14 protein-coding genes are annotated in these 19,718 nt (G+C 72.4%); 10 read left to right on the forward strand and 4 right to left on the reverse strand.

Features of this window, described 5'->3' with window-relative positions:
* Positions 1-125: 125 nt before the first annotated feature.
* The 4 genes from DVK44_RS21355 to DVK44_RS21370 all read left to right on the forward strand — a co-directional run bounded on the left by DVK44_RS21355 (position 126) and on the right by DVK44_RS21370 (position 9,022).
* Positions 126-3,431: a protein kinase gene (locus tag DVK44_RS21355; RefSeq protein WP_114661105.1), complete on the forward strand. Its 3,306-nt coding sequence runs from the start codon at positions 126-128 to the stop codon at positions 3,429-3,431.
* Positions 3,432-3,630: 199 nt separating this feature from the next.
* Positions 3,631-5,349, forward strand: a complete 1,719-nt coding sequence (locus DVK44_RS21360; protein ID WP_114665331.1) for a serine/threonine-protein kinase — start codon at positions 3,631-3,633, stop codon at positions 5,347-5,349.
* 100 nt (positions 5,350-5,449) lie between these two features.
* The gene (locus DVK44_RS21365; RefSeq protein WP_114665332.1) at positions 5,450-7,135 is read left to right on the forward strand and encodes a succinic semialdehyde dehydrogenase; all 1,686 of its coding nucleotides are present in this window, start codon (positions 5,450-5,452) and stop codon (positions 7,133-7,135) included.
* 18 nt (positions 7,136-7,153) lie between these two features.
* Positions 7,154-9,022 carry a GMC oxidoreductase gene (locus DVK44_RS21370; protein WP_114661106.1) on the forward strand — a complete coding sequence of 623 codons (1,869 nt, stop codon included), beginning with the start codon at positions 7,154-7,156 and terminating at the stop codon, positions 9,020-9,022.
* 85 nt (positions 9,023-9,107) lie between these two features.
* Here the strand turns inward: DVK44_RS21370 and DVK44_RS36790 are convergent, their stop codons facing one another.
* Both DVK44_RS36790 and DVK44_RS21380 read right to left on the reverse strand, forming a co-directional pair.
* Entirely contained in the window at positions 9,108-10,160 is a 1,053-nt protein-coding gene (locus DVK44_RS36790; protein ID WP_228447298.1) for an LPXTG cell wall anchor domain-containing protein, read from the reverse strand.
* A gap of 451 nt (positions 10,161-10,611) precedes the next feature.
* Positions 10,612-10,893: a chorismate mutase gene (locus DVK44_RS21380; RefSeq protein ID WP_114661107.1), complete on the reverse strand. Its 282-nt coding sequence runs from the start codon at positions 10,891-10,893 to the stop codon at positions 10,612-10,614.
* Positions 10,894-11,298: 405 nt separating this feature from the next.
* Between DVK44_RS21380 and guaA the strand changes: the two genes are divergently transcribed.
* From guaA to DVK44_RS21405, 4 genes are all read left to right on the forward strand, one after another.
* Positions 11,299-12,882 carry a glutamine-hydrolyzing GMP synthase gene (gene guaA, locus DVK44_RS21390; RefSeq protein ID WP_114661108.1) on the forward strand — a complete coding sequence of 528 codons (1,584 nt, stop codon included), beginning with the start codon at positions 11,299-11,301 and terminating at the stop codon, positions 12,880-12,882.
* A gap of 126 nt (positions 12,883-13,008) precedes the next feature.
* Positions 13,009-13,620 (forward strand): Uma2 family endonuclease, encoded by a 612-nt coding sequence (locus DVK44_RS21395; protein WP_114661109.1) that lies wholly within the window; start codon positions 13,009-13,011, stop codon positions 13,618-13,620.
* 137 nt (positions 13,621-13,757) lie between these two features.
* Positions 13,758-15,023: a hypothetical protein gene (locus DVK44_RS21400; RefSeq protein ID WP_114661110.1), complete on the forward strand. Its 1,266-nt coding sequence runs from the start codon at positions 13,758-13,760 to the stop codon at positions 15,021-15,023.
* A gap of 141 nt (positions 15,024-15,164) precedes the next feature.
* Entirely contained in the window at positions 15,165-15,689 is a 525-nt protein-coding gene (locus DVK44_RS21405) for a DoxX family protein (protein ID WP_114661111.1), read from the forward strand.
* On the opposite strand, the gene DVK44_RS21410 is transcribed toward DVK44_RS21405, so the two are convergent.
* Together DVK44_RS21410 and DVK44_RS21415 are read right to left on the reverse strand one after the other, a co-directional pair.
* On the reverse strand, positions 15,596-15,859 hold the full coding sequence (locus tag DVK44_RS21410; RefSeq protein WP_114661112.1) for a hypothetical protein: 264 nt from the start codon (positions 15,857-15,859) through the stop codon (positions 15,596-15,598). The two genes, DVK44_RS21405 and DVK44_RS21410, sit on opposite strands and share 94 nt — an antisense overlap.
* Positions 15,846-17,333: a PspC domain-containing protein gene (locus tag DVK44_RS21415; protein ID WP_114661113.1), complete on the reverse strand. Its 1,488-nt coding sequence runs from the start codon at positions 17,331-17,333 to the stop codon at positions 15,846-15,848. The genes DVK44_RS21410 and DVK44_RS21415 overlap by 14 nt, the downstream gene beginning before the upstream one ends.
* Positions 17,334-17,490: 157 nt before the next feature.
* Between DVK44_RS21415 and DVK44_RS21420 the strand changes: the two genes are divergently transcribed.
* Both DVK44_RS21420 and DVK44_RS21425 read left to right on the forward strand, forming a co-directional pair.
* Entirely contained in the window at positions 17,491-18,789 is a 1,299-nt protein-coding gene (locus tag DVK44_RS21420) for an ATP-binding protein (RefSeq protein WP_114665334.1), read from the forward strand.
* Positions 18,790-18,961: 172 nt separating this feature from the next.
* The gene (locus DVK44_RS21425; RefSeq protein WP_228447299.1) at positions 18,962-19,687 is read left to right on the forward strand and encodes a LuxR C-terminal-related transcriptional regulator; all 726 of its coding nucleotides are present in this window, start codon (positions 18,962-18,964) and stop codon (positions 19,685-19,687) included.
* Positions 19,688-19,718 lie beyond the last annotated feature (31 nt).

The raw sequence follows: 19,718 nt of genomic DNA on the forward strand, positions 1-19,718 counted from the left end.
GGCCGTCGCCACGTATCGTGAGAACTCACGAACCGTACGCAGCCACAATGAGCCGGTAAATGACCGGAATTGGCGGTTTCGTGGGTCTCCGGGACCGGGAGACCGCCTGTTTGCGGGGAGGCGTTGTGGACGAATACGCGGGGCGGGTGCTCGCCGACCGCTATCGCCTGCCCCTGCCGCCCTCCGACGCGTACGAACTCGTCGAGACCCGGGCCTTTGACACCTACAGCGGGCAGGAAGTCCTCGTCCGGCAGGTGCCCCTGCCGGAGGTCGTCGAGGCCGAGGTCATCGACGCCGAGGGCACCGCCGCCCCGCGCCGGGCCCCGGGGCGTACGCAGCGCAGGCATACGGATCCGGCCGTGCGGCGCGCCATCGAGGCCGCCCAGAGCGCCGCCCAGATCCCCGACCACCCCCGGCTCGACCAGGTCTTCGACGTCTTCGCCGAGTCGGGCTCGCTGTGGATAGTGAGTGAACTGGTCGCGGCCAGGCCGCTCGCCGCGCTGCTCGCCGAGAAGCCGCTCAACCCGTACCGCGCGGCCGAGATCGCCTCCGACGTGCTCACCGCCGTACGCGTCGTGCACGCGCACGGCTGGACCCACCGCAACATCACCGTCCGTACGGTGCTCGTCTGCGACGACGGGCGCGTGGTGCTGACCGGGCTCGCGGCGGGCGCGGCGGAGGAGGCGCTGTGCGGCTACGCGCCGGTGCCTGAGCCGCCGCCCGAGGAGGAACCGGACTTCCCCGAGCCGGAGTTCCATCCGTCCGAACTCCACGAGCCCGAGCCCCACCGGCCCGAGATCCAGCAGCCAGGGCCCCATCAGCCCGGACTGCACGCGGGACTCCACCAGCCAGGACTTCACGACCGGGGGCTCGACGCTCCGCACGGCGGAAGGCCGGGCGCGCCCGCGCTCGGCGGGCCGGAATCCGGGCCCGCGCAGCCCCACGCCCCGCACGCGCCCCACGCCCCGGGCGCCTCCTCCGGCCCGGGGGCCCTGCCGTACGCGCCGGGGTCCACCGCCGGGGTGCCCGGCGGTCCCGGCCGGGCCGCGCTCGGTCCCGGCCAGGGCGCGCAGAGCCCGTACGGCGACAGCGCCTCGGCGACCTCGTCGGGCACGTCCGGCGCGATGCCCCGGCCGCAGCACGGCCCGCCCGGGATGCCCGCACCGTACGGCGGCCGGCCGGCGCTGCCGGGAGCCGGGAGTGCCTCCGGCGACATCCGCGCCGCGCGCGCCGGCGCGATCGCCGCGTACCGCGCCGGAGCGCGCGCCGCCGCACGGGCCTCCGAGGACCAGAGCCCGAGCGCCGCGCCCGCCCAGCAGTCCGTGCCGCAGCCCGCGCCCCCGTCGCCGTCGGAGCCGGACACCGGCGAGCAGCGGGCGCACGTACCCACGAGCGCGCCCGGGAGCGCGCCCGGGACCCCGGGCAGTGGCCCCGATCCGGAGTGGTGGGCGAAGCCGCGTGGCTTCCAGGGGCAGTTCGACGGGGAGCAGGACGCCGACGAGGAAGAGGACGACGACCCGCCCACGCCCTACCGCCCCCAGCTCGCGGGCACCTGGCGCGACGGGCCCGCACCCTGGAACGACGCGTCGGGCTCCCTGCCGGCAGGCGGCAGCAGTGGCGGCGCGGGGGCGTACGGACCGCACTCGGCCGGCCCGTTCGGCGCCGGTACCGGTGGTACGGCGGGCATTCCCGTACGCGGCGGAGGGCCGGCGGGCGAGCCGCGCCACACCCCCCAGCCGCCGCCGTCCGGCGCCGTCACGGCCCATGGCGGCGGCAGCCCGTACGCCGGCGGACATCCGGGCGGCGCGCGCGACGCGCTGCGCGCCGACGCACAGCGGAACACCGCGCGCCTGCCCGCCGTGGCGGGCGTCGGCGGCGGCGGGCGCTGGGACGAGGTCGTCGCGAGCGGCCATGTCCCCGCCTACCGGGGCCCCGCCACCCCGCTCGCGGCCGAGCGCGCCCGGCAGGCGCGGATCGCGGTGGTCGGCGCGGTCACCGAGCGCTGGGCGCCCGAGCAGGCCGGGCCCGTGCACGAGAACTGGCAGCTCGCGCCGCCGATCGGGCCCGCCACCGACCTCTGGGCGCTGGGCGCGCTGCTGTACCGCGCGGTGCAGGGCCATGCCCCGTATCCCGAGGAGAGCGCGATCGAGCTGGTGCAGCTGGTCTGCGCCGAGCCGCCCGCCTTCGCCGAGGAGTGCGGTCCGCTGCGCCCCGTCGTCGAGTCCCTGCTCCGGCAGGACCCCACCGAGCGGCCGGACTTCGAGGAGCTGCGCGGCTGGCTGCGGTCGCTCGTACGGTCCGCGCCCGAGCCGGAGGCCGGCCTGGACGTCGTGCCGGTGCCGTCGGACGAGACCCGGCTGCCGATCAAGCGCCGCCGGGGCGAGCTGGTGCGCAGACGGCGCGTCTGGGGGCGCTCGCGCGACGCGGAGCATGGGCGCCACCGCCACAAGAAGGGCAAGGACGGCAAGGGGCGCGCCGAGTACGCCGTACAGAGCGGCCAGGCCGAGCAGGGCGGCCGGTTGGCGGCCGAGGAGACGTACGAGCGTCCGGAGATCTTCGAGAACTTCGGCCGCCCGGAGCCGTCCGAGCACCAGGCGCACGCCGGCGGCATCGACCTGACGGAGCGGGGCGAGCGCGGTGACCGGGGCGGTCGGGGGGAGCGCGGCGGACGCTCCGAGCGGGAGCGCGCGCCCTATGCCCTGGGCCGCACCCTGCTGCTGTTGATACTGCTGCTTCTCGTCGCGGTCGTCGTGTACGCCGTGATGTTCATGCCCAAGACCGATGCCCAGCAGCAGGGCCAGCGCGTCGGCGAGGCGAACCCCGGCTCGTCGGCCGCGCCGCACACCTCGGACGGAGCCGCCTCGGACGATCCGGACTCCTCGACAAAGGATCCGGGGTCCGGCGGCGCCGGCACGGGCGGTGCCACCAGCAAGCCCAACACCTCCGCCCCGCAGACCTCGGGCCCCGCCGTCGATGTCGCCGACGGATACGTCCTGCGCGAGGACACGGAGGGGTTCCGTATCGCCGTCGACAAGACATGGGAGCGGCGCCCGATCAACGACAGCGGCCAAGTCCGTTACGTAGGCGGGGACTTCACCCTGATAGTCGTGCCGGGCCGGGACACCGTCGCGCAGAACGGTTCCGACCCGATGGTCTATCAGCGCGACAAGGAGCGGGAGATACAGCCGTTCCGCGACTCCAGTTGGGCCACGGCCTCGGGCCTGCGCCGGATCGACGTCGGTAAACAGGCCATGGCCGAGGGCCAGTACACCTGGCAGGACAGCACCGGCCGCGAGGTCTTCGTACGGAACCTCGCGATGATCGTCGGCGGTCGCTACCACGTGATCCAGGCGATAGGACCGGCCGATCGCCGTGACAAAGTGGACGAGATCTACCAACAGGCCAACTCCGCCTATCGGGTGACGGGCTGAGCGACGTCTGTCCGAGTGTCACAGTGCGGTTTCCGTGCGCCGCCCGAGGTTCCGGGGGTGCGGGTCCGCTCCGTAACCTGTGGTCCCAAGGAAGCGGGGCTGGTACGTGGAACATTCGCAGGGATCGGGCGCGGGCGACGGAAGCGCGCGCTCGGGCACCGCAGGCGCGGGCTCAGAGGCGGGCGCGGGCGCCGGCCAGGTGCTCGCCGGGCGCTACCGGCTGGGCGAGAGCATCGGCAGCGGCGGTATGGGCCGGGTCTGGCGCGCACACGACGAAGTGCTGCACCGGATCGTCGCCATCAAGGAGTTGACGGCGGGCCGCTACGCGTCCGAGGCGGACCGCGCCGTGCTGCACCAGCGGACACAGAAGGAGGCACGGGCCGCCGCCCGGATCACCCACTCGTCCGTCGTCACCGTCCACGACGTCCTCAATCACGACGGCCGGCCGTGGATCGTCATGCAGTACGTCGACGGTCCGTCACTCGCCGATGTGGCCAGGGACTCCGGGCCCGTCGACTTCCGCGAGGCGGCCAGGATCGGGCTCGCCGTCCTGGGCGCGCTGCGCGCCGCGCACACCGCCGGAGTGCTGCACCGCGATGTCAAGCCCGGCAATGTGCTGCTGGCCCGCGACGGCAGCGTCCTGCTCACCGACTTCGGGATCGCCGCCATAGAGGGCGACGCGACCATCACCAGAACGGGTGAGATCGTCGGCTCCATCGACTATCTGGCGCCCGAGCGGATACGGGGCCACGATCCCGGCCCCGCCTCCGACCTCTGGTCCCTGGGCGCCACGCTCCACACCGCGCTGTGCGGCGCGTCGCCGTTCCGGCGCGGCTCGGCGCTGGCCACCATGCAGGCCGTCGTCACGGACGAGCCGGAGAAGCCGTGGGGCGCCGGCCCGCTGGAACCTGTGATCGCCGCGCTGCTGCGCAAGGACCCCGAGGCCCGGCCCGGCACGGCCGAGTGCGAGCGGATGCTGCGCGAGGTGGCGGAGGGCCGGGCACCGGCCGTCGAGGAACCGTACGACGCGACGCGGCCCGTACGGTACGACGGCGCGCGGACCGCCACGGTCGCGGGACCGGTGGTCGCCGGGACCGACGGGGGCATGGGCGCGGGCGGCGTGAGCGCCGGCGCGGGCCCTGCCTGGGGCGCGGGCGCAGGCGCGGGCGCGTACGGGACCGGAAGCGGGAACGGGTACGGGAACGGGAACGGAAGCGGCGGCGGAGGCGGCGGAAGCGGGACCGTGCCGTCGTCCGTACGGCCGCCCGGTCGGCGTCGCCGGCGGATGCGCGCGGTGGCCATCGCCGTCGTCGTCGCGGCGGTCGTCGGCGGTGGCGGCGGTCTCGTCGCGCTGAAGTACCTGGACGGCGGAAGCAGTTCCTCCACCGGCTCCGGCGGTGTGCGCACTCCCGGCGACGGCTCGAACGCCGACGACGCGTCCGACACGGACACCGGCACCGGCGCCTGGACCCTCGTCGAGGCGCCCGAGGGCTTCACCGTCAAGGTGCCCGAGGGCTGGGAGCGCAAGGAGGACAGCGGGCAGATCGACTTCACCCCTGACAACGGTGTCCATCTCCTCCGTATAGGTATCTCGGCGCCCGATTTCGAGGATCCGTACGCGCACATGGTGAGTCTGGAGAAGCAGTTGCAACGGCTGCCGGACTACAAACGGATCTCCATGGAAGCCGACTCCTTCCGCGACAAGGCCCGCTCCGCGCGCTGGGAGTTCACCTGGAACGAGCAGTCCGCGACCGCGTCGGCGCGCCACGCGATCGACCAGATCTACTACTCCGACGACGGGAACACGGAGTACGCGATCTATATGTCCGGTCCGGAGGAGGACTGGGAGACCATACGCGCGCAGTTCGACGTCGTACTCCGCAGCTGGCAGCCGCCACCGGATGACGAGGACAGCTGATCGGCGATCGCTGATCGCTGATCACTGATCGCGCCAAGGGGCGGCGGAAATTGTTACTGCCGGGTATCCAAACCTCCGGATGCGGCATATTCTCGGCCTCATGACGGACTCGAAGGCTTCCGCCGCCACCGCCTCCCCGGGCACCCCCAGCACTCCCGGTACTCCCGGTACCTCCAGCACTCCCAGTGCCTCAGGCGCCCGGGGCACCAACCCGGTGGCCGCCGCCCCGGCCGGTGCCCGTACCGCCGCCGACGTGGTCACCCCCGAGGTGGTCGTCCGGCTGCTGCGCGGGGTCGTCGGGTCCGGTCGTACCGCCAACCACAACCCCTTCACCGGCGAGAAGCTGGCGGACCTGCCCGAGGCCACCCCCGAGGACGTGGCGAGCGCCTACGCGCGGGCGCGCGCCGCCCAGCCGGCGTGGGAGGCCCTGTCCGTACGGCAGCGGGCCGCCGTACTGCTGCGCTTCCACGATCTCCTGCTGGCCCGTCAGTCCGAGGTGCTCGACCTGGTCCAGCTGGAGACCGGCAAGGCCCGGCTGCACGCCCACGAAGAGGTCCAGGCCGTGGCCGTCGCCGCGCGGCACTACGGGCTCAAGTCGCCCTCGTACCTGCGGCCGAAGCGGCACATCGGCGCGCTTCCGGTGCTCACGAAGGTCACCGAACTGCGCCGGGCGCGCGGGGTCGTCGGCCAGGTCGCGCCCTGGAACTACCCGCTGGAGCTGACGATCGGTGACGCGCTGCCCGCGTTCGTCGCCGGCAACGCCGTGGTGATGAAGCCCGACACGGAGACCGCGCTCACCGCGCTCTGGGCCCGTGACCTGATGATCGAGGCCGGACTGCCGGCCGAGGTCTTCCAGGTGGTTCTGGGCGAGGGCCCGGTCGTCGGCCCGGAGGTCGTGCGCCACGCCGACTACGTCTCCTTCACCGGCTCGACCCGTACCGGCCGCGAGGTCGCGCGGGGCGCGGCGGACCGGCTCATCGGCGTCTCCCTCGAACTCGGCGGCAAGAACGCGATGATCGTGCTCGCGGACGCCGATGTGGAGAAGGCGGCGGCGGGCGCGGTGCGCTCCTGCTTCTCGTCGGCGGGCCAGCTCTGCATCTCCATCGAGCGGCTGTACGTCCATGAGTCGGTGGCGGACGCGTTCGTGGAGCGGTTCGCCGCGCGCACCCGCGCGATGCGGCTCGGCAACTCCCTCGCGTACGGCGCGGACATGGGCTCGCTCGCGGGCGAGCGCCAGTTGGAGACGGTGACGCGCCATGTCGACGAGGCGGTCGCCAAGGGCGCCACGGTCGTCACGGGCGGGGTCGCGCGCCCCGACATCGGACCGCTCTTCTACGAGCCGACGATCCTCGACGGCGTCGAGCCGCCCATGGCGGTGTGCACGGAGGAGACCTTCGGCCCGGTCGTCTCGCTCTACCGGTTCCGCGACGAGGACGAGGTGATCGACCGCGTCAACGGCACCCCGTACGGGCTCAACGCCAGCGTCTGGTCGGCCGACGCGCGGCACGGCCACGCCGTCGCGGCCCGGGTGCGCAGCGGCACGGTCAACATCAACGAGGGGTACGCGGCGGCGTACGGCAGCGTGCGGGCACCGATGGGCGGAATGAAGGATTCCGGCCTGGGGCGGCGGCATGGCTCCGAGGGAATCCTCAAGTACACGGAGGCCCAGACGATCGCCCACCAGCGGGTTCTTCCGATGGGCCCGGCGTTCGGGATGGACGACGAGCGGTACGCGGCGTTCATGAGCAGCAGCCTGAAGGTGATGAGGACGCTGCGGCTGCGGTAGTTCGCGACGAGGAGAGCGATGGCGCGGCAGAAGCACGAGAAAAAGCAGGAAGCGGAAATAGATCCGGAAGCGAACGACTACGACGTGATCGTGGTCGGCTCGGGCTTCGGCGGCGCCGTCACCGCGCTGCGGCTGACCGAGAAGGGGTACCGCGTCGGCGTCCTGGAGGCCGGCCGCCGCTTCACCCGCGAGACCCTCCCGAAGAGTTCGTGGGACCTCAGGAACTATCTCTGGGCCCCGGCCCTCGGTCTCTACGGAATCCAGCGCGTCCATCTGCTCGGCAAGGTGATGGTGCTGGCGGGCGCGGGGGTCGGCGGCGGTTCGCTCAACTACGCCAACACGCTGTACGTACCGCCCGCCGCGTTCTTCGAGGACCCCCAGTGGGCGGGCATCACCGACTGGCGGCGGGAGCTGGCGCCGCACTACGACCAGGCGCGGCGGATGCTCGGCGTACGGCTCAACCCGACGACGACGCCCTCGGACGTCCATCTGAAGGCGGTCGCCGAGGAGATGGGCGTCGGCGACAGCTTCCACGCCGCGCCGGTCGGCGTCTTCTTCGGGGACGGCGCGGACGCCGACGGTACGGTCCGGGCCCGGCCGGGCGCGGAGGTGCCCGACCCGTACTTCGGCGGCGCGGGCCCGGAGCGCCGGGCCTGTACGGAGTGCGGCGCGTGCATGACGGGCTGCCGGCTGGGCGCGAAGAACACCCTCGGCGAGAATTACCTCCATCTCGCGGAGCGGGCGGGCGCGGTCATCCACCCCATGACATCGGTGCGGGCGGTCACGGAGGAGAGCGGGGCCGGGGGCGGATACCGCGTGGTCACCGTACCGACGGACGCGAGACAGGGCGGCGGGAAGCGGGGGAGGGCGCGCGTACGGGTCTTCCGCGCGCCCCGGGTGGTGATTGCGGCCGGTACGTACGGCACCCAGACGCTTCTGCACACGATGCGGGACCGGGGGCTGCTGCCCCGGCTGTCGGCGCGGCTCGGGGAGCTGACCCGTACCAACTCCGAGGCGCTGGTGGGCGCGCAGACCGATGACCGGCACTACCGCGCACGCCATGGCGCGCCGAGGGCGGACTTCACCCGAGGCGTCGCCATCACCTCCTCGATCCACCCGAACGACACGACCCATATCGAACCGGTGCGGTACGGCAAGGGGTCCAACGCGATGGGCACGCTGTCCATACTCCAGGTGCCGTACAGCGACCGGCGGGTACGGGCCTGGCTGGCCGGCGCCGCGCGCCACCCCGTGCTGTTCCTGCGCTCGCTCTCCTACCGCAAGTGGTCGGAGCATACGATCATCGGCCTGGTCATGCAGTCGCTGGACAACTCCCTGACGACCTACCGGAAACCGGGCGGCGTCGGCAAGGGCCTGCTCACCGCCCGCCAGGGCCACGGCACCCCCAACCCCCAGCAGATCCCGGAGGCGACCCGGGCCGCGACCCTCATCGCGGCGGAGATCAACGGCTTCGCGGGCAGCAACATCGGTGAGCTGATGGGCACCCCGCTCACCGCGCACTTCCTGGGCGGCTGTGTGATCGGCGCGTCGGCGGCGGAGGGCGTGATCGATCCGTACCACCGGCTGTACGGGCACCCCGGGATCTCGGTGGTCGACGGCTCGGCGGTCTCGGCGAACCTGGGGGTCAACCCGTCGCTGACGATCACGGCCCAGGCGGAGCGGGCGATGTCCTTCTGGCCGAACAAGGGCGACCCGGACCCCCGGCCGCCGCAGCGCACGGACGGGACCACGCCGTATGTGCGGCTGCCCCCGGTCGTACCGTCCCGCCCGGCGGTCCCGCCGGAGGCGTTCGGCGCGCTGCGCCTGCCGTTCCTGGCCGTACCGCAGGTTCCGCCCGTACCGCAGGATCCGCCGCGCGAGGCATAAAGGGCATGCGGACATGAGAGAGGCGCTGCACCCCCCTCCGAGTGCAGCGCCTCTCTCTTTCGCGTGCGAGACGCGAGCTTCTGGGTTACGCGGCGGCCTCGCCGCTGCGGCGGCGCTTCAGCGCGAAGACCACACCGGCACCGGCGACGATGGCGATCCCGCCGGCCATGCCGATCACGGGCATCATCGAGGAGGAACCGGTCTGGGCGAGGCTGCCCTCCGGCTTGATCTCCTTGTCACCGACCGGCTTCGCGGGCAGCGGCTTCTTGCCGCCCTGCGGCTTGGCCTCGTTGGGCTTGCCCGGGTCGCTGCCGGCGGCGACGATCGTGAACTCGTAGTACGCCTCGTCGTCCGCGATGACGCAGTTGCCCTTGTCATTGACGTACGCGCCGATGCTGATGGCGTAGCCGAGACCGGCCGGGGCCGACTTGTCGACGTTCAGGCGCAGGTTGATCGAGAACGACTCCTTCGCCCTCACGTCGGTGAAGCCGAGGTAGCCGGCCCCCTCGTCGAACGCGTCGAGGGAGATGTCGACCCACTTGCCGGACTCCGGGTCCTGGAACTGGAGCGTCAGGTGATCGGTGTCGAAGCCCCAGGTGTCCTCGTCGATCTGGGCGGTGAAGACACCGAGGTCGACCCGCTTGTAGTCGTTCTTGCCCTTGTTCGAGACGTTGAGCTTGAAGGAGTGGAAGCCGCTGCCCGCGACGATCTTGTCGGGCAGCCCGCTCAGGCTGGTGCTGAGGTTCGGGTCCAGCTCGATCTCGTCCCGGTCCAGGCAGTCGTTGATGCCGTTGCCGGGGTCGGCGGTCGGCGAGGCGGTGCTGGAGGGCGGTGTGCTCACCGGAGGCGTCGTGCTGGACTCGCCGTCGCCGGGCGTGGGCGCCACCGGCGTCGTCTCGTCGTCGGTCGGCTCGGTCGCGCCGTCCGTCGGCCCGGGGGGCGTCTCGCCGTCGGTGGGCTCGGAGCCCTCGGTGGGAGTCTCGCTCGCCTCGGTGTCCTCGGGGGCCGGGACGGACTCGCTGGCGCCGGGCGCGGGCGAGTCGGTCGACGTCGGGGTGTCCTCACCGGTCGCGAACGCGGCGGGAGCCGAGAAGAAGGCGGCGGGGGCTATGACAGCGGTCGCTGCGGCGACGGCCATAGCGCGGCGGAGCTTCATGAAGACCTCAGCGAGGTTCGGCGCACCACTGCGTGCGAGGTGCGGAGTCGTTGGGCCTCCACCAGAGGGTGGTTACGGGTGAGGCCGTTGATTTCGCATGCAAGACCTGCGACATGCGGGAATGGTTGCGGTCTTCTTCACAGAATCTTTAAGTGACCTGCGTCACGACCATTTCTCACCCGTACGGCGCGTGACCGCGAAGGCCCTGCCTTCGTTGGACGTACGGGCGCGCGGATACAGAGGAACCAGCGTGGCTCCGCCGGGGCGTGCGACGCACCTCGCACGTGCGTCGTGGGACCTCGTCCCGGCGCCCGTGACCGGTAGGCAGGGGACAGCAGCCCGGTCACAGCACGGAACGGCCGGCCCCGGGGACGCCCGGGGCCGGCCGCGTGCGGGGGACGGAGCGGACCCCGGACCTCGCGCCGCGCGTCGGTCAGACGCGGCCCCGGCTCAGCTCCAGCAGGGTCATCGCCAGCGCCGTGCCGGGCTTGCCGAGGGCGTCGCTGTAGTGGGCGATGATCTCCATCTCGCGCGAGAGATGGACCCGGCGGCCACCGGAGGCGATCCGGGCGTCCTGGACGACGGCCGAGACCGCGATCCGCTCCTGGACGAGGCCGATGATCCGGTCGTCGAGCGCGTCGATGCGCTCGCGCGCGTCGCCGATGACGGTCTCGGTGTCGGTGTCGGTGACGGTGTTCTGCTGGGTGGTGGTCATCTGCGGGGGCCTCTCGGTTCGGTACGGGGAGAGCCGCCGGGCCCGAAACGCGACAGACGCCCCGGACCTGGTGGCCCGGGGCGCCTGTCGGAAGTCGCTTGTCAGCTCAAGCAGCACGACCGTGGCAGCCGGACGGGCCGGTGCCATAGGTAAAGACGTACGTCAGCTGCTGGTGCATGGGGCCAGTATGGACCCGGCGGGCCCGCGCCCGGCAACGCCGGTTCGGATCGTGAGACGCGGCGTGCGGCCCGGGCGGACGGTGCCGGAGGTACGGGAGGCACGGGAGGGAAGCGGGAGACGGGGGAGACGGGGGAGACGGGGGAGACGCGGGGCTTCGCGCCATCGGGGCCCCGGTAGAATTGGCCGGACCTCCTCTTCTCACGTCACCGCCGGAAGGCCGCCCCCGTGCCAGCAGCACCCCCCGCCGCCCCCGACGTCGTTCTCGTCGTCGACTTCGGCGCGCAGTACGCCCAGCTCATCGCCCGCCGCGTCCGCGAGGCCCGGGTCTACAGCGAGATCGTCCCGTCCACGATGCCGGTGGCCGAGATGCTGGCCAAGAACCCCCGCGCGATCATCCTCTCCGGTGGCCCCTCCTCCGTGTACGCGGAGAACGCCCCGACCGTGGACCGCGCGCTGTTCGAGGCCGGGGTGCCCGTCTTCGGCATGTGCTACGGCTTCCAGCTGATGGCGACCACGCTCGGCGGGACCGTCGACAACACCGGCGCCCGCGAGTACGGCCGTACGGAGCTGAGGGTCTCGAACACCGGCTCCACGCTCTTCGAGGGCACCCCCGCCGAGCAGGCGGTCTGGATGTCGCACGGCGACGCCTGCTCCGCCGCGCCCGCCGGCTTCACCGTCACCGCGTCCACGGACGTCGTCCCGGTCGCCGCGTTCGAGAACGACGAGCGGAAGCTGTACGGCGTCCAGCACCACCCCGAGGTGCTGCACTCCACGTACGGACAGCAGGTCCTGGAGCACTTCCTCTACCGGGGCGCAGGCATCGAGCCGACCTGGACCACGGCGAACGTGGTGGACGAGCAGGTCGCGCTGATCCGTGAGCAGGTCGGCACGAAGCGCGCCATCTGCGGGCTGTCCGGCGGCGTGGACTCGGCCGTGGCCGCGGCCCTGGTCCAGAAGGCCATCGGATCCCAGCTGACCTGCGTGTACGTCGACCACGGTCTGATGCGCAAGGGCGAGACCGAGCAGGTCGAGAAGGACTTCGTCGCCGCGACGGGCGTGCAGCTCCGGGTGGTCGACGCCGAGGAGCGCTTCCTCACCGCGCTGGCCGGGGTCTCCGACCCCGAGCAGAAGCGGAAGATCATCGGCCGGGAGTTCATCCGGGTCTTCGAGCAGGCCCAGGCCGACATCGTGGCCGAGGCGGGCGCGGAGGGCGAGGACGTCGCGTTCCTGGTCCAGGGCACGCTCTACCCGGACGTGGTCGAGTCCGGCGGCGGCACCGGCACCGCCAACATCAAGTCGCACCACAATGTCGGCGGGCTCCCCGACGACATCGAGTTCGCCCTCGTCGAGCCGCTGCGCAAGCTGTTCAAGGACGAGGTCCGGATGGTCGGCCAGCAGCTGGGGCTGCCGGAGGAGATCGTCCAGCGCCAGCCGTTCCCCGGCCCCGGCCTTGGGATCCGGATCGTCGGCGAGGTCACGCGCGAGCGTCTCGACCTGCTGCGCGAGGCCGACGCGATCGCCCGCGAGGAGCTGACCGCGGCCGGTCTCGACCGGGACATCTGGCAGTGCCCGGTGGTCCTCCTCGCGGACGTACGCTCCGTGGGCGTCCAGGGCGACGGCCGTACGTACGGCCACCCGATCGTGCTGCGGCCCGTCTCGTCGGAGGACGCGATGACGGCCGACTGGACACGGATGCCGTACGACGTGCTGGCGAAGATCTCCACCCGGATCACCAACGAGGTCGCCGACGTCAACCGGGTGGTCCTCGACGTGACGAGCAAGCCGCCGGGGACCATCGAGTGGGAGTAGCCCCTCCCGGGCCCTCCCGCCGAGGGTCAACGCCGACGCCGTCGCTCATTCGTTTGGGTGGCGGCGTCGACGTATCCCCTGGGTACGCTGCTGGTAGAGGTCAGACTCCGACGTATGGGAGTAATCATGAGCGCCGCACCTGAGCACGGGCTGGAACCGCGTTATGAGTGGCCGATCCCGCCCGCCGGGGGCTGGACCGCAGATGACCTCGACCGGATTCCGGGCCTCCCGCCGCATGCTGAGCTGATCGACGGGAGCCTTGTCCTGATGAGTCCGCAGACCCGATTTCATATGCGCACCATGCGTCTGCTGGAGAACATCCTTCTCGATCAGGTGCCCGATGACCTCGACGTCGACCGTGAGATGACCATCAGGATCGACGCCAAGAACCGCCCGGAGCCGGACATCCTGGTGTTCCTGGCAGAGGGGGCCACCGGCCCGAGGCAGACCTGGCACCGGCCGGAGGACATCGTTCTCGCCATCGAAGTCGTCTCCGAGGACTCTTTGGAGCGCGACCGCGATGTGAAGCCCCGCAAGTACGCGGAAGCGGGGGTACGGCACTTCTGGCGTGTGGAGGAGGAGCGCGGTCTGCCCGTCGTCTACAGCTATGAACGTGACCCGGCCACGCAGGTGTATGTACCGACCGGTATTCACCGTGAGCGGCTTGTGCTGAAAGAGCCATTTCCGATCGAGATCGATCTGACGGCGGTCAACCGGCGCCGTTCCGCGGAGGGCTGAGTCCGCCGGGGCAACACCGTAATGATGTTGTCACCCGCTCCGACCGGGCAAACTTCGCATACCTCACCCTCTGTGCGGGACAATTCCCTTGCGTTGCAAGGAAGTTCACTCACGGGGTGGGAAGGGCGGAAACCGGCGTGGCTGTGCAAGAGGCGAGGCGGAGCGCGCACGGCGGTGGCTGCGGCTGCGGGGACTGCCCGCACGGGGCCCGGGAGGGGCACCGGCGGGCCGTGGCCGAGTTCCTGGCGAAGCGCGACGGATACGCCGCCGGGGAAGGGCTGCCCGGGGCGGTCGCGCACTCGGTGGGGGCCTCCCGGCAGTGGGTGTCCGACGAGCTGACCCAGTCCGCGCGCGCCGTGGCCGACCGGAGCCGGGAGGCGGGCGACGCCTGGCTGCACACCGTCCGGCGCAATACGCTGCTGGCCGTGTGGGGCGCGGTCGTCGTGCTCGCGTTCGTCCAGACGGCCACCGCGATCGGGGTGGGCTGGTCGCTCGCGCGTACGGCCGGACTGGTCGCCGCGGTGAGCGTCGCGGGGGCGCTGACCGCCGCCGCCCTGCTGCACCGGGCCCGCGGCGGGCTGCTCGCGCCGCTGATCGGGGAGGACAACCGGCTCTCCACCTCGCGGACCGTCGCCTCCGCCTGGGTGCTGCTCGTGGTGTTCGCCGTGCTGGTGCTCGCGCTCCAGCTGGCCGGCGCGTCCGGGCACACACGGCGCGACGAACTGATCGCCGGACTCGAACTGGCCCGGGGCGTGGGCCTTGTCACCGTCCTCGCCGTGGTCTGCGCCATCGCCGTCATCGTGCGCGGGGTGGTGTCCGTACGGGTGCTGGGGCAGCGGCTCCAGAAGGTACGGGCCGAGCGGCCCCGGCCGGCGGATCTGCTCTGCGACGACGGCGGGCGCGGCAGCTTCACCGATGTGCAGTACGTCCTGGTGAACGCCGTCGCGGTGGTCTTCGCCGCGGTCCGGCTGGCCCGCCGGCCCGAGCAGCTGCCTGACCTGCCCTGGGCGCTCGCGCTGCTGGTCACCGTCTCCGCCGCCACCTACTTCGCCGGGAAGTACGCGGAGGGCGGGCGGCCCGTCGTCCTGTCGGTGGTGCGGGCCAGGGAGGCCGGTGATCTGGACGCCCCCATCCGGACCGGTGACGACATCGAGATCCGCGGCGCCGGATTCGTGCCGCCCGGGGCCGGCACCCCGGACCGGCTGGCGCGGATGGTCGTGCGGATCGGCTCCGTCCATGTCCATGTGCCGCTGGTGCCCGTCCCGGGCGGCTTCGCCAACCCGTCGGACACCTGTCTGACCGTGCCCGTCCCCGTCGATGTCGAACCGGGCGCGGTCGAGGTGCAGGTCGTGACGGCGGCCGGGGTCGAGACCAACCGGGTCATCGTCGACGTACTCGACTGACCTTGATCCATATTCTTCCTTCGGTGCATACAACTGAATGAATTCGGGCGGTTGTTATTCGAATCCGGCCAGAACTGATTCACTGGGCCCCTGACATGTCCGTACGTACGCGCGGACGGACAGGCGAGAGGCGGACCGGCGATGACGTATGGCAACCGGACGGACACCTACGGGCTGGGCGTCGGGGGCGGTGACCGGGGCGGCCTCCGCGAGAGCGCGGCGCGCCACGCGCTGCTCCCGCTGCGGCTGTTCCTCGGCATCACCTTTATCTACGCGGGCATCGACAAGCTCACCCAGGGCGGCTTCTTCGCGGCCACCGGGGCGGGGTCCGTCGGGGAGCTGATGCGTGCCGTACGGGACACGTCGGCCATCCCGGCCCTGGTGGACCTGGCGCTCAAGGCCCCGGCAGGGTTCGGCTACGCCATCGCGCTCGGTGAGCTGGCCGTGGGGCTCGGTGCCCTCTTCGGGGTGTTCACCCGGCTCGCCGCGCTCGGTGGCGCCCTCATCTCGCTCAGCCTCTGGCTGACCGTGAGCTGGCAGAGCGACCCGTACTACTACGGCAACGACCTCGTCTACTTGATGGCGTGGCTGCCGCTCGTGCTCGCCGGGGCCCCGTCGTTCTCGCTGGACTCCGTCCTGGCCGGGCGGCGCCGCCGTATCAGATAGGTCACCCAGGTCACCAAGGACGCCAGGAACAGACCGCAGGCCATCACCGCGAACGCCGTGAACCAGGGCGCCTGCCAGGCACCGGCGGCCTCGCCCAGATACGGGACGGCGGCGGCCAGCGCGGTCAGCCCCACGACCAGCCGGCCGGGCCGGAAGTCATGACGCAGCACGGTCCACCTCCACCTGGCCGAAGCCCACTTCGAGGGTCAGATCCAGGGTGCCCGCGCGCGCCGCGTCCGTCTCCGGCGTGATTGTCTGCTGCCGGCTCAGACCGTTCGCGATCTCGACACCCTCCTTGGCGTCCCCGGGGAAACGGATGGCGCCGAAAGCCGCTGTGGCCTTCACCCGCACGGTCACTCCCTTCGGTACGAGGACTTTCAACTGTCCGGCGGCCACCCGGGCGGAGGTGCTGACCGTCGTCCCCTTCGGGACCTTCAGCCCGCTCAGATCCAGGGTGCCCAGGCCGGAACCCAGCTGGTAGTGCGGCTGGACGGCGGCGGCCGAGGACGCCGTCCAGCGCGGCTCGCGCCACTGGGTGGTGATGTCCTTCGGGACCACCGAGGCGCCCGCCAGCAGCCCCGCCGTGATCACCGCCAGCAGGATCGTGCCGAAGCCGGTGCGCCCGAGCAAGCTGCTCACCACGAGCCCGAGCCCGAGGACCACGAGCCCGGCGGCCAGACCGATCTCCATGCTCGTGCCGAGCGGGTGGCTCTCCCAGGACAGGGCTGTGCCCAGCCCGGTCGCCAGCACGGCCAGCAGAAAGACCAGACCGGCGATCCCGCGCGGACCGCGGGGACGGGACCGGTCCGCCGCCGAGGCCGCGCCCGGGTGCCAGCCCCACGGCTGGGCCTGTACGGTCACGCCCGGGCTGTCGGGGCCCCACAGATAGTCCGTGCCGGCCGGACCCCAGCCGCCCGGACCCCAGGCGCTCTGCGTGGAGCCCCCGTGTCCCGAACCACCGTGTCCCGCGCCGCTATGGCCCCAGCCGCTGTAGCCCCAGCCGCTCGGGCTCCAGCCGCCCGGCGTCCAGCCTCCCGGGCCCGTGCGGCCGTCCTTGACGATCGGGTCCCGCCACCACGAGTGCATGCCGGGCGTCGGCGGCGCCATCGTCTCCGGGGGAGCCTCCGACACCGTATGCGCCGAGGCCGGGTCGAGCGGCGCGCCGTCCGCCGGGGCGCCGCGCCGGCGCTGGGACCAGACGGCCGCCCCGACGACGGCTATGGAGAGCAGGCCCGCGAAGCTCAGCGTCTCCTCATTGCCCAGCATCGACAGGAACAGCCCGCAGCCGATCAAGGCGAGCAGCACGGCGATCAGCGAGGCGCCGTCGACCCGGCCGGACAGCAGCCTGCGGGCCTCGTTCTCCTCCTCGCCCTCCAGCGGGATGAGCAGCCAGGCGAAGCCGTAGAAAATCAGCCCGATGCCCCCCGTGACCGTGAGCACGCCTATCACGATCCGGAAGATGACCGGATCGATGTCGCAGTACTTCCCCAGCCCGCCGCAGACCCCCGCGAACACCTTCTGCCGGGGAGCGCGGCGCAACTGCGCGAGTGCGGGCGCGGAACCGGGCGGAGGCGACGCGGAGGCCGAAGCGGAACCCGGCGCCGAAGGGGGCGCGGGCGGCGGCGGAGGCGGCGGCTGGCTCATATGTCCATGGTGGGGGTGCGGGCGCCCCGGCTCCAGCCGCACCGACCCCGGACTGTCCCTGATATTGCCCCCGGGAGCCTCTCGGGGCCGGATCAGGGTCGGGTCAGGGGTACGACCCTGATGCCCCCGCGCCGTCCGCCGTGTGACCATCGGTGACATGCCCGCCGCTCCGCCCCGTGCCGCCGCGACCTCCTCCTCCCGTGCCTCCGCGCCGGAGGAGCCGCCGGCGCGCAAGCTGTACCGCAGCGCGGACGGCCGGCTGCTCGGCGGGGTGGCCCGCGGGCTCGCCGGACATCTCGGGCTGCCGGTGATCTGGGTGCGGATGGTCTTCCTCATCCTCTTCTTCACGCAGGGACTCGGCGCCCTGCTCTACGCGGTCTTCTGGATCGTCGTGCCGCTCGGCGTGGGCGGTACGGCGGCCGAGCCGCGCTCCGTCTTCGAGACCAGCCCGGACGGCAGACGCCGGCTCCGCAAGCCCGACAAGGGACAGATCTTCGCGCTGATCGCGCTGGTCATCAGCGCGGCCACCTTCATCGGCAGCGTCAGCCTCGGCCGCAGCCAGGCCGACCGCTACATCTGGCCGGTGCTGCTGATCGGCGTGGGCGTCGTCCTCGTCTGGCGCCAGGCGGACAACGCGCGCCGGGCCCGCTGGGCCGAGGTCGGCCGGAGCCGCCGGGCGTTCCAGCTGGCGCGCGGGGTTGCGGGGGTCGCCCTGGTCGGTCTCGGGCTGGCCGTCTTCATGGTGGTGCGCGGTTCGGCCGCCCAGTTCGGCAATGTGCTGACGGGCGCGATCGCCGTCATGGCCGGAGTGGCGCTGCTCGCCGGGCCCTGGCTCGTACGGATGACCCAGGACCTCTCCGAGGAGCGGCTGATGCGGATCCGGGCGCAGGAGCGCGCCGAGGTCGCCGCGCATGTCCATGACTCCGTGCTGCACACCCTCACCCTCATCCAGCGCAACGCCGACGAGGCGGGCGAGGTCCGCCGGCTCGCCCGGGCCCAGGAGCGCGAGCTGCGCGCCTGGCTCTACCGGCCGGAGGGCACGGGCAAGGACGGGGAGGACGAGCCCAGCACCCTCGCCGAGGCGGTCAAGCGGACGGCGGCCGAGGTGGAGGACTACCACGGGGTGCCGATCGAGGTGGTGGTCGTCGGTGACTGCCCGCTCGACGAGAAGCTGGCCGCGCAGATACAGGCGGCGCGCGAGGCCATGGTCAATGCCGCCAAGTACGGCGGCGAGGGAGGCGCGGTGCAGGTGTTCGCCGAGGTGGAGGGGCGCACGGTCTTCGTCTCCGTACGCGACCGGGGCCCCGGGTTCGACCTGGACGCGGTGCCGGCCGACCGGATGGGCGTACGGGAGTCGATCATCGGCCGTATGCAGCGCAACGGCGGCTCGGCCCGGCTGTCCGCGGCGCCCGGCGGCGGCACGGAGGTCGAGCTGGAGATGGAGCGGGCCGAGTGAGCCAGAAAACGGGGACGGGGAGCGTGGGGCGAGTGAGCGTGGGACATGAGAGGCCGGGGAGCGTCGGCGGGGCGGGCGTGGGGCCGTGGCTTCCGGTCGGGAGCGCCGGGCCCGTACGGTACGAGAGCGTGCCGCGCGGGCGGCGGAGCGACAAGGGCGAGGGGCAGAGACCATGAGCGAGGGCGTAGCGGCCGGATCCACTCCCGGGGCGAGCGACGGGGAGCAGCCGGGCGACGGCCGGCGCGTGCGGGTCGTGCTCGTCGACGACCACCGGATGTTCCGCACCGGGGTCCGGGCCGAGATCGGGCGTACGGAGCTGACGGGCGTCGAGGTCGTCGGTGAGGCCCCCGATGTCGACCAGGCGGTCACGGTGATCAACGCGACCCGTCCCGAGGTCGTGCTGCTCGATGTCCATCTGCCGGGCGGCGGCGGTGTGGAGGTGCTGCGCCGCTGCGCGCCCCTGATGGGCGCCGTGGAGAACCCGGTGCGGTTCCTGGCACTGTCGGTCTCCGACGCGGCGGAGGACGTCATCGGGGTGATCCGGGGCGGTGCCCGGGGCTATGTCACCAAGACGATCACCGGCACGGATCTGGTGGCCTCCGTCTTCCGGGTCCAGGAGGGCGACGCGGTGTTCTCGCCCCGGCTGGCCGGGTTCGTGCTGGACGCGTTCGCGTCGACGGACGCGCCGCCGGTGGACGAGGACCTGGACCGGCTCACCCAGCGGGAGCGCGAGGTGCTGCGGCTGATCGCGCGCGGATACGCGTACAAGGAGATCGCCAAGCAGCTCTTCATCTCGGTGAAGACCGTCGAGTCGCATGTGTCCGCCGTCCTGCGCAAGCTCCAGCTCTCCAACCGGCATGAGCTGACCCGCTGGGCGACGGCCCGCAGGCTGGTCTGAGGAGGGGGAGGCTCGCATGGCATGTCCATGG

The organism is Streptomyces paludis (assembly GCF_003344965.1).
Lineage (GTDB): Bacteria > Actinomycetota > Actinomycetes > Streptomycetales > Streptomycetaceae > Streptomyces > Streptomyces paludis.

Excerpts from the sequence above, each read along its gene's own strand:
- DVK44_RS21365 (WP_114665332.1), top strand. The coding sequence starts at position 5,450 with ATGACGGACTCGAAGGCTTCCGCCGCCACCGCCTCCCCGGGCACCCCC.
- DVK44_RS21370 (WP_114661106.1), top strand. The coding sequence starts at position 7,154 with ATGGCGCGGCAGAAGCACGAGAAAAAGCAGGAAGCGGAAATAGATCCG.
- DVK44_RS36790 (WP_228447298.1), bottom strand. The coding sequence starts at position 10,160 with ATGGCCGTCGCCGCAGCGACCGCTGTCATAGCCCCCGCCGCCTTCTTC.
- DVK44_RS21380 (WP_114661107.1), bottom strand. The coding sequence starts at position 10,893 with ATGACCACCACCCAGCAGAACACCGTCACCGACACCGACACCGAGACC.
- DVK44_RS21395 (WP_114661109.1), top strand. The coding sequence starts at position 13,009 with ATGAGCGCCGCACCTGAGCACGGGCTGGAACCGCGTTATGAGTGGCCG.
- DVK44_RS21405 (WP_114661111.1), top strand. The coding sequence starts at position 15,165 with ATGACGTATGGCAACCGGACGGACACCTACGGGCTGGGCGTCGGGGGC.
- DVK44_RS21415 (WP_114661113.1), bottom strand. The coding sequence starts at position 17,333 with ATGAGCCAGCCGCCGCCTCCGCCGCCGCCCGCGCCCCCTTCGGCGCCG.
- DVK44_RS21420 (WP_114665334.1), top strand. The coding sequence starts at position 17,491 with ATGCCCGCCGCTCCGCCCCGTGCCGCCGCGACCTCCTCCTCCCGTGCC.
- DVK44_RS21425 (WP_228447299.1), top strand. The coding sequence starts at position 18,962 with ATGAGCGAGGGCGTAGCGGCCGGATCCACTCCCGGGGCGAGCGACGGG.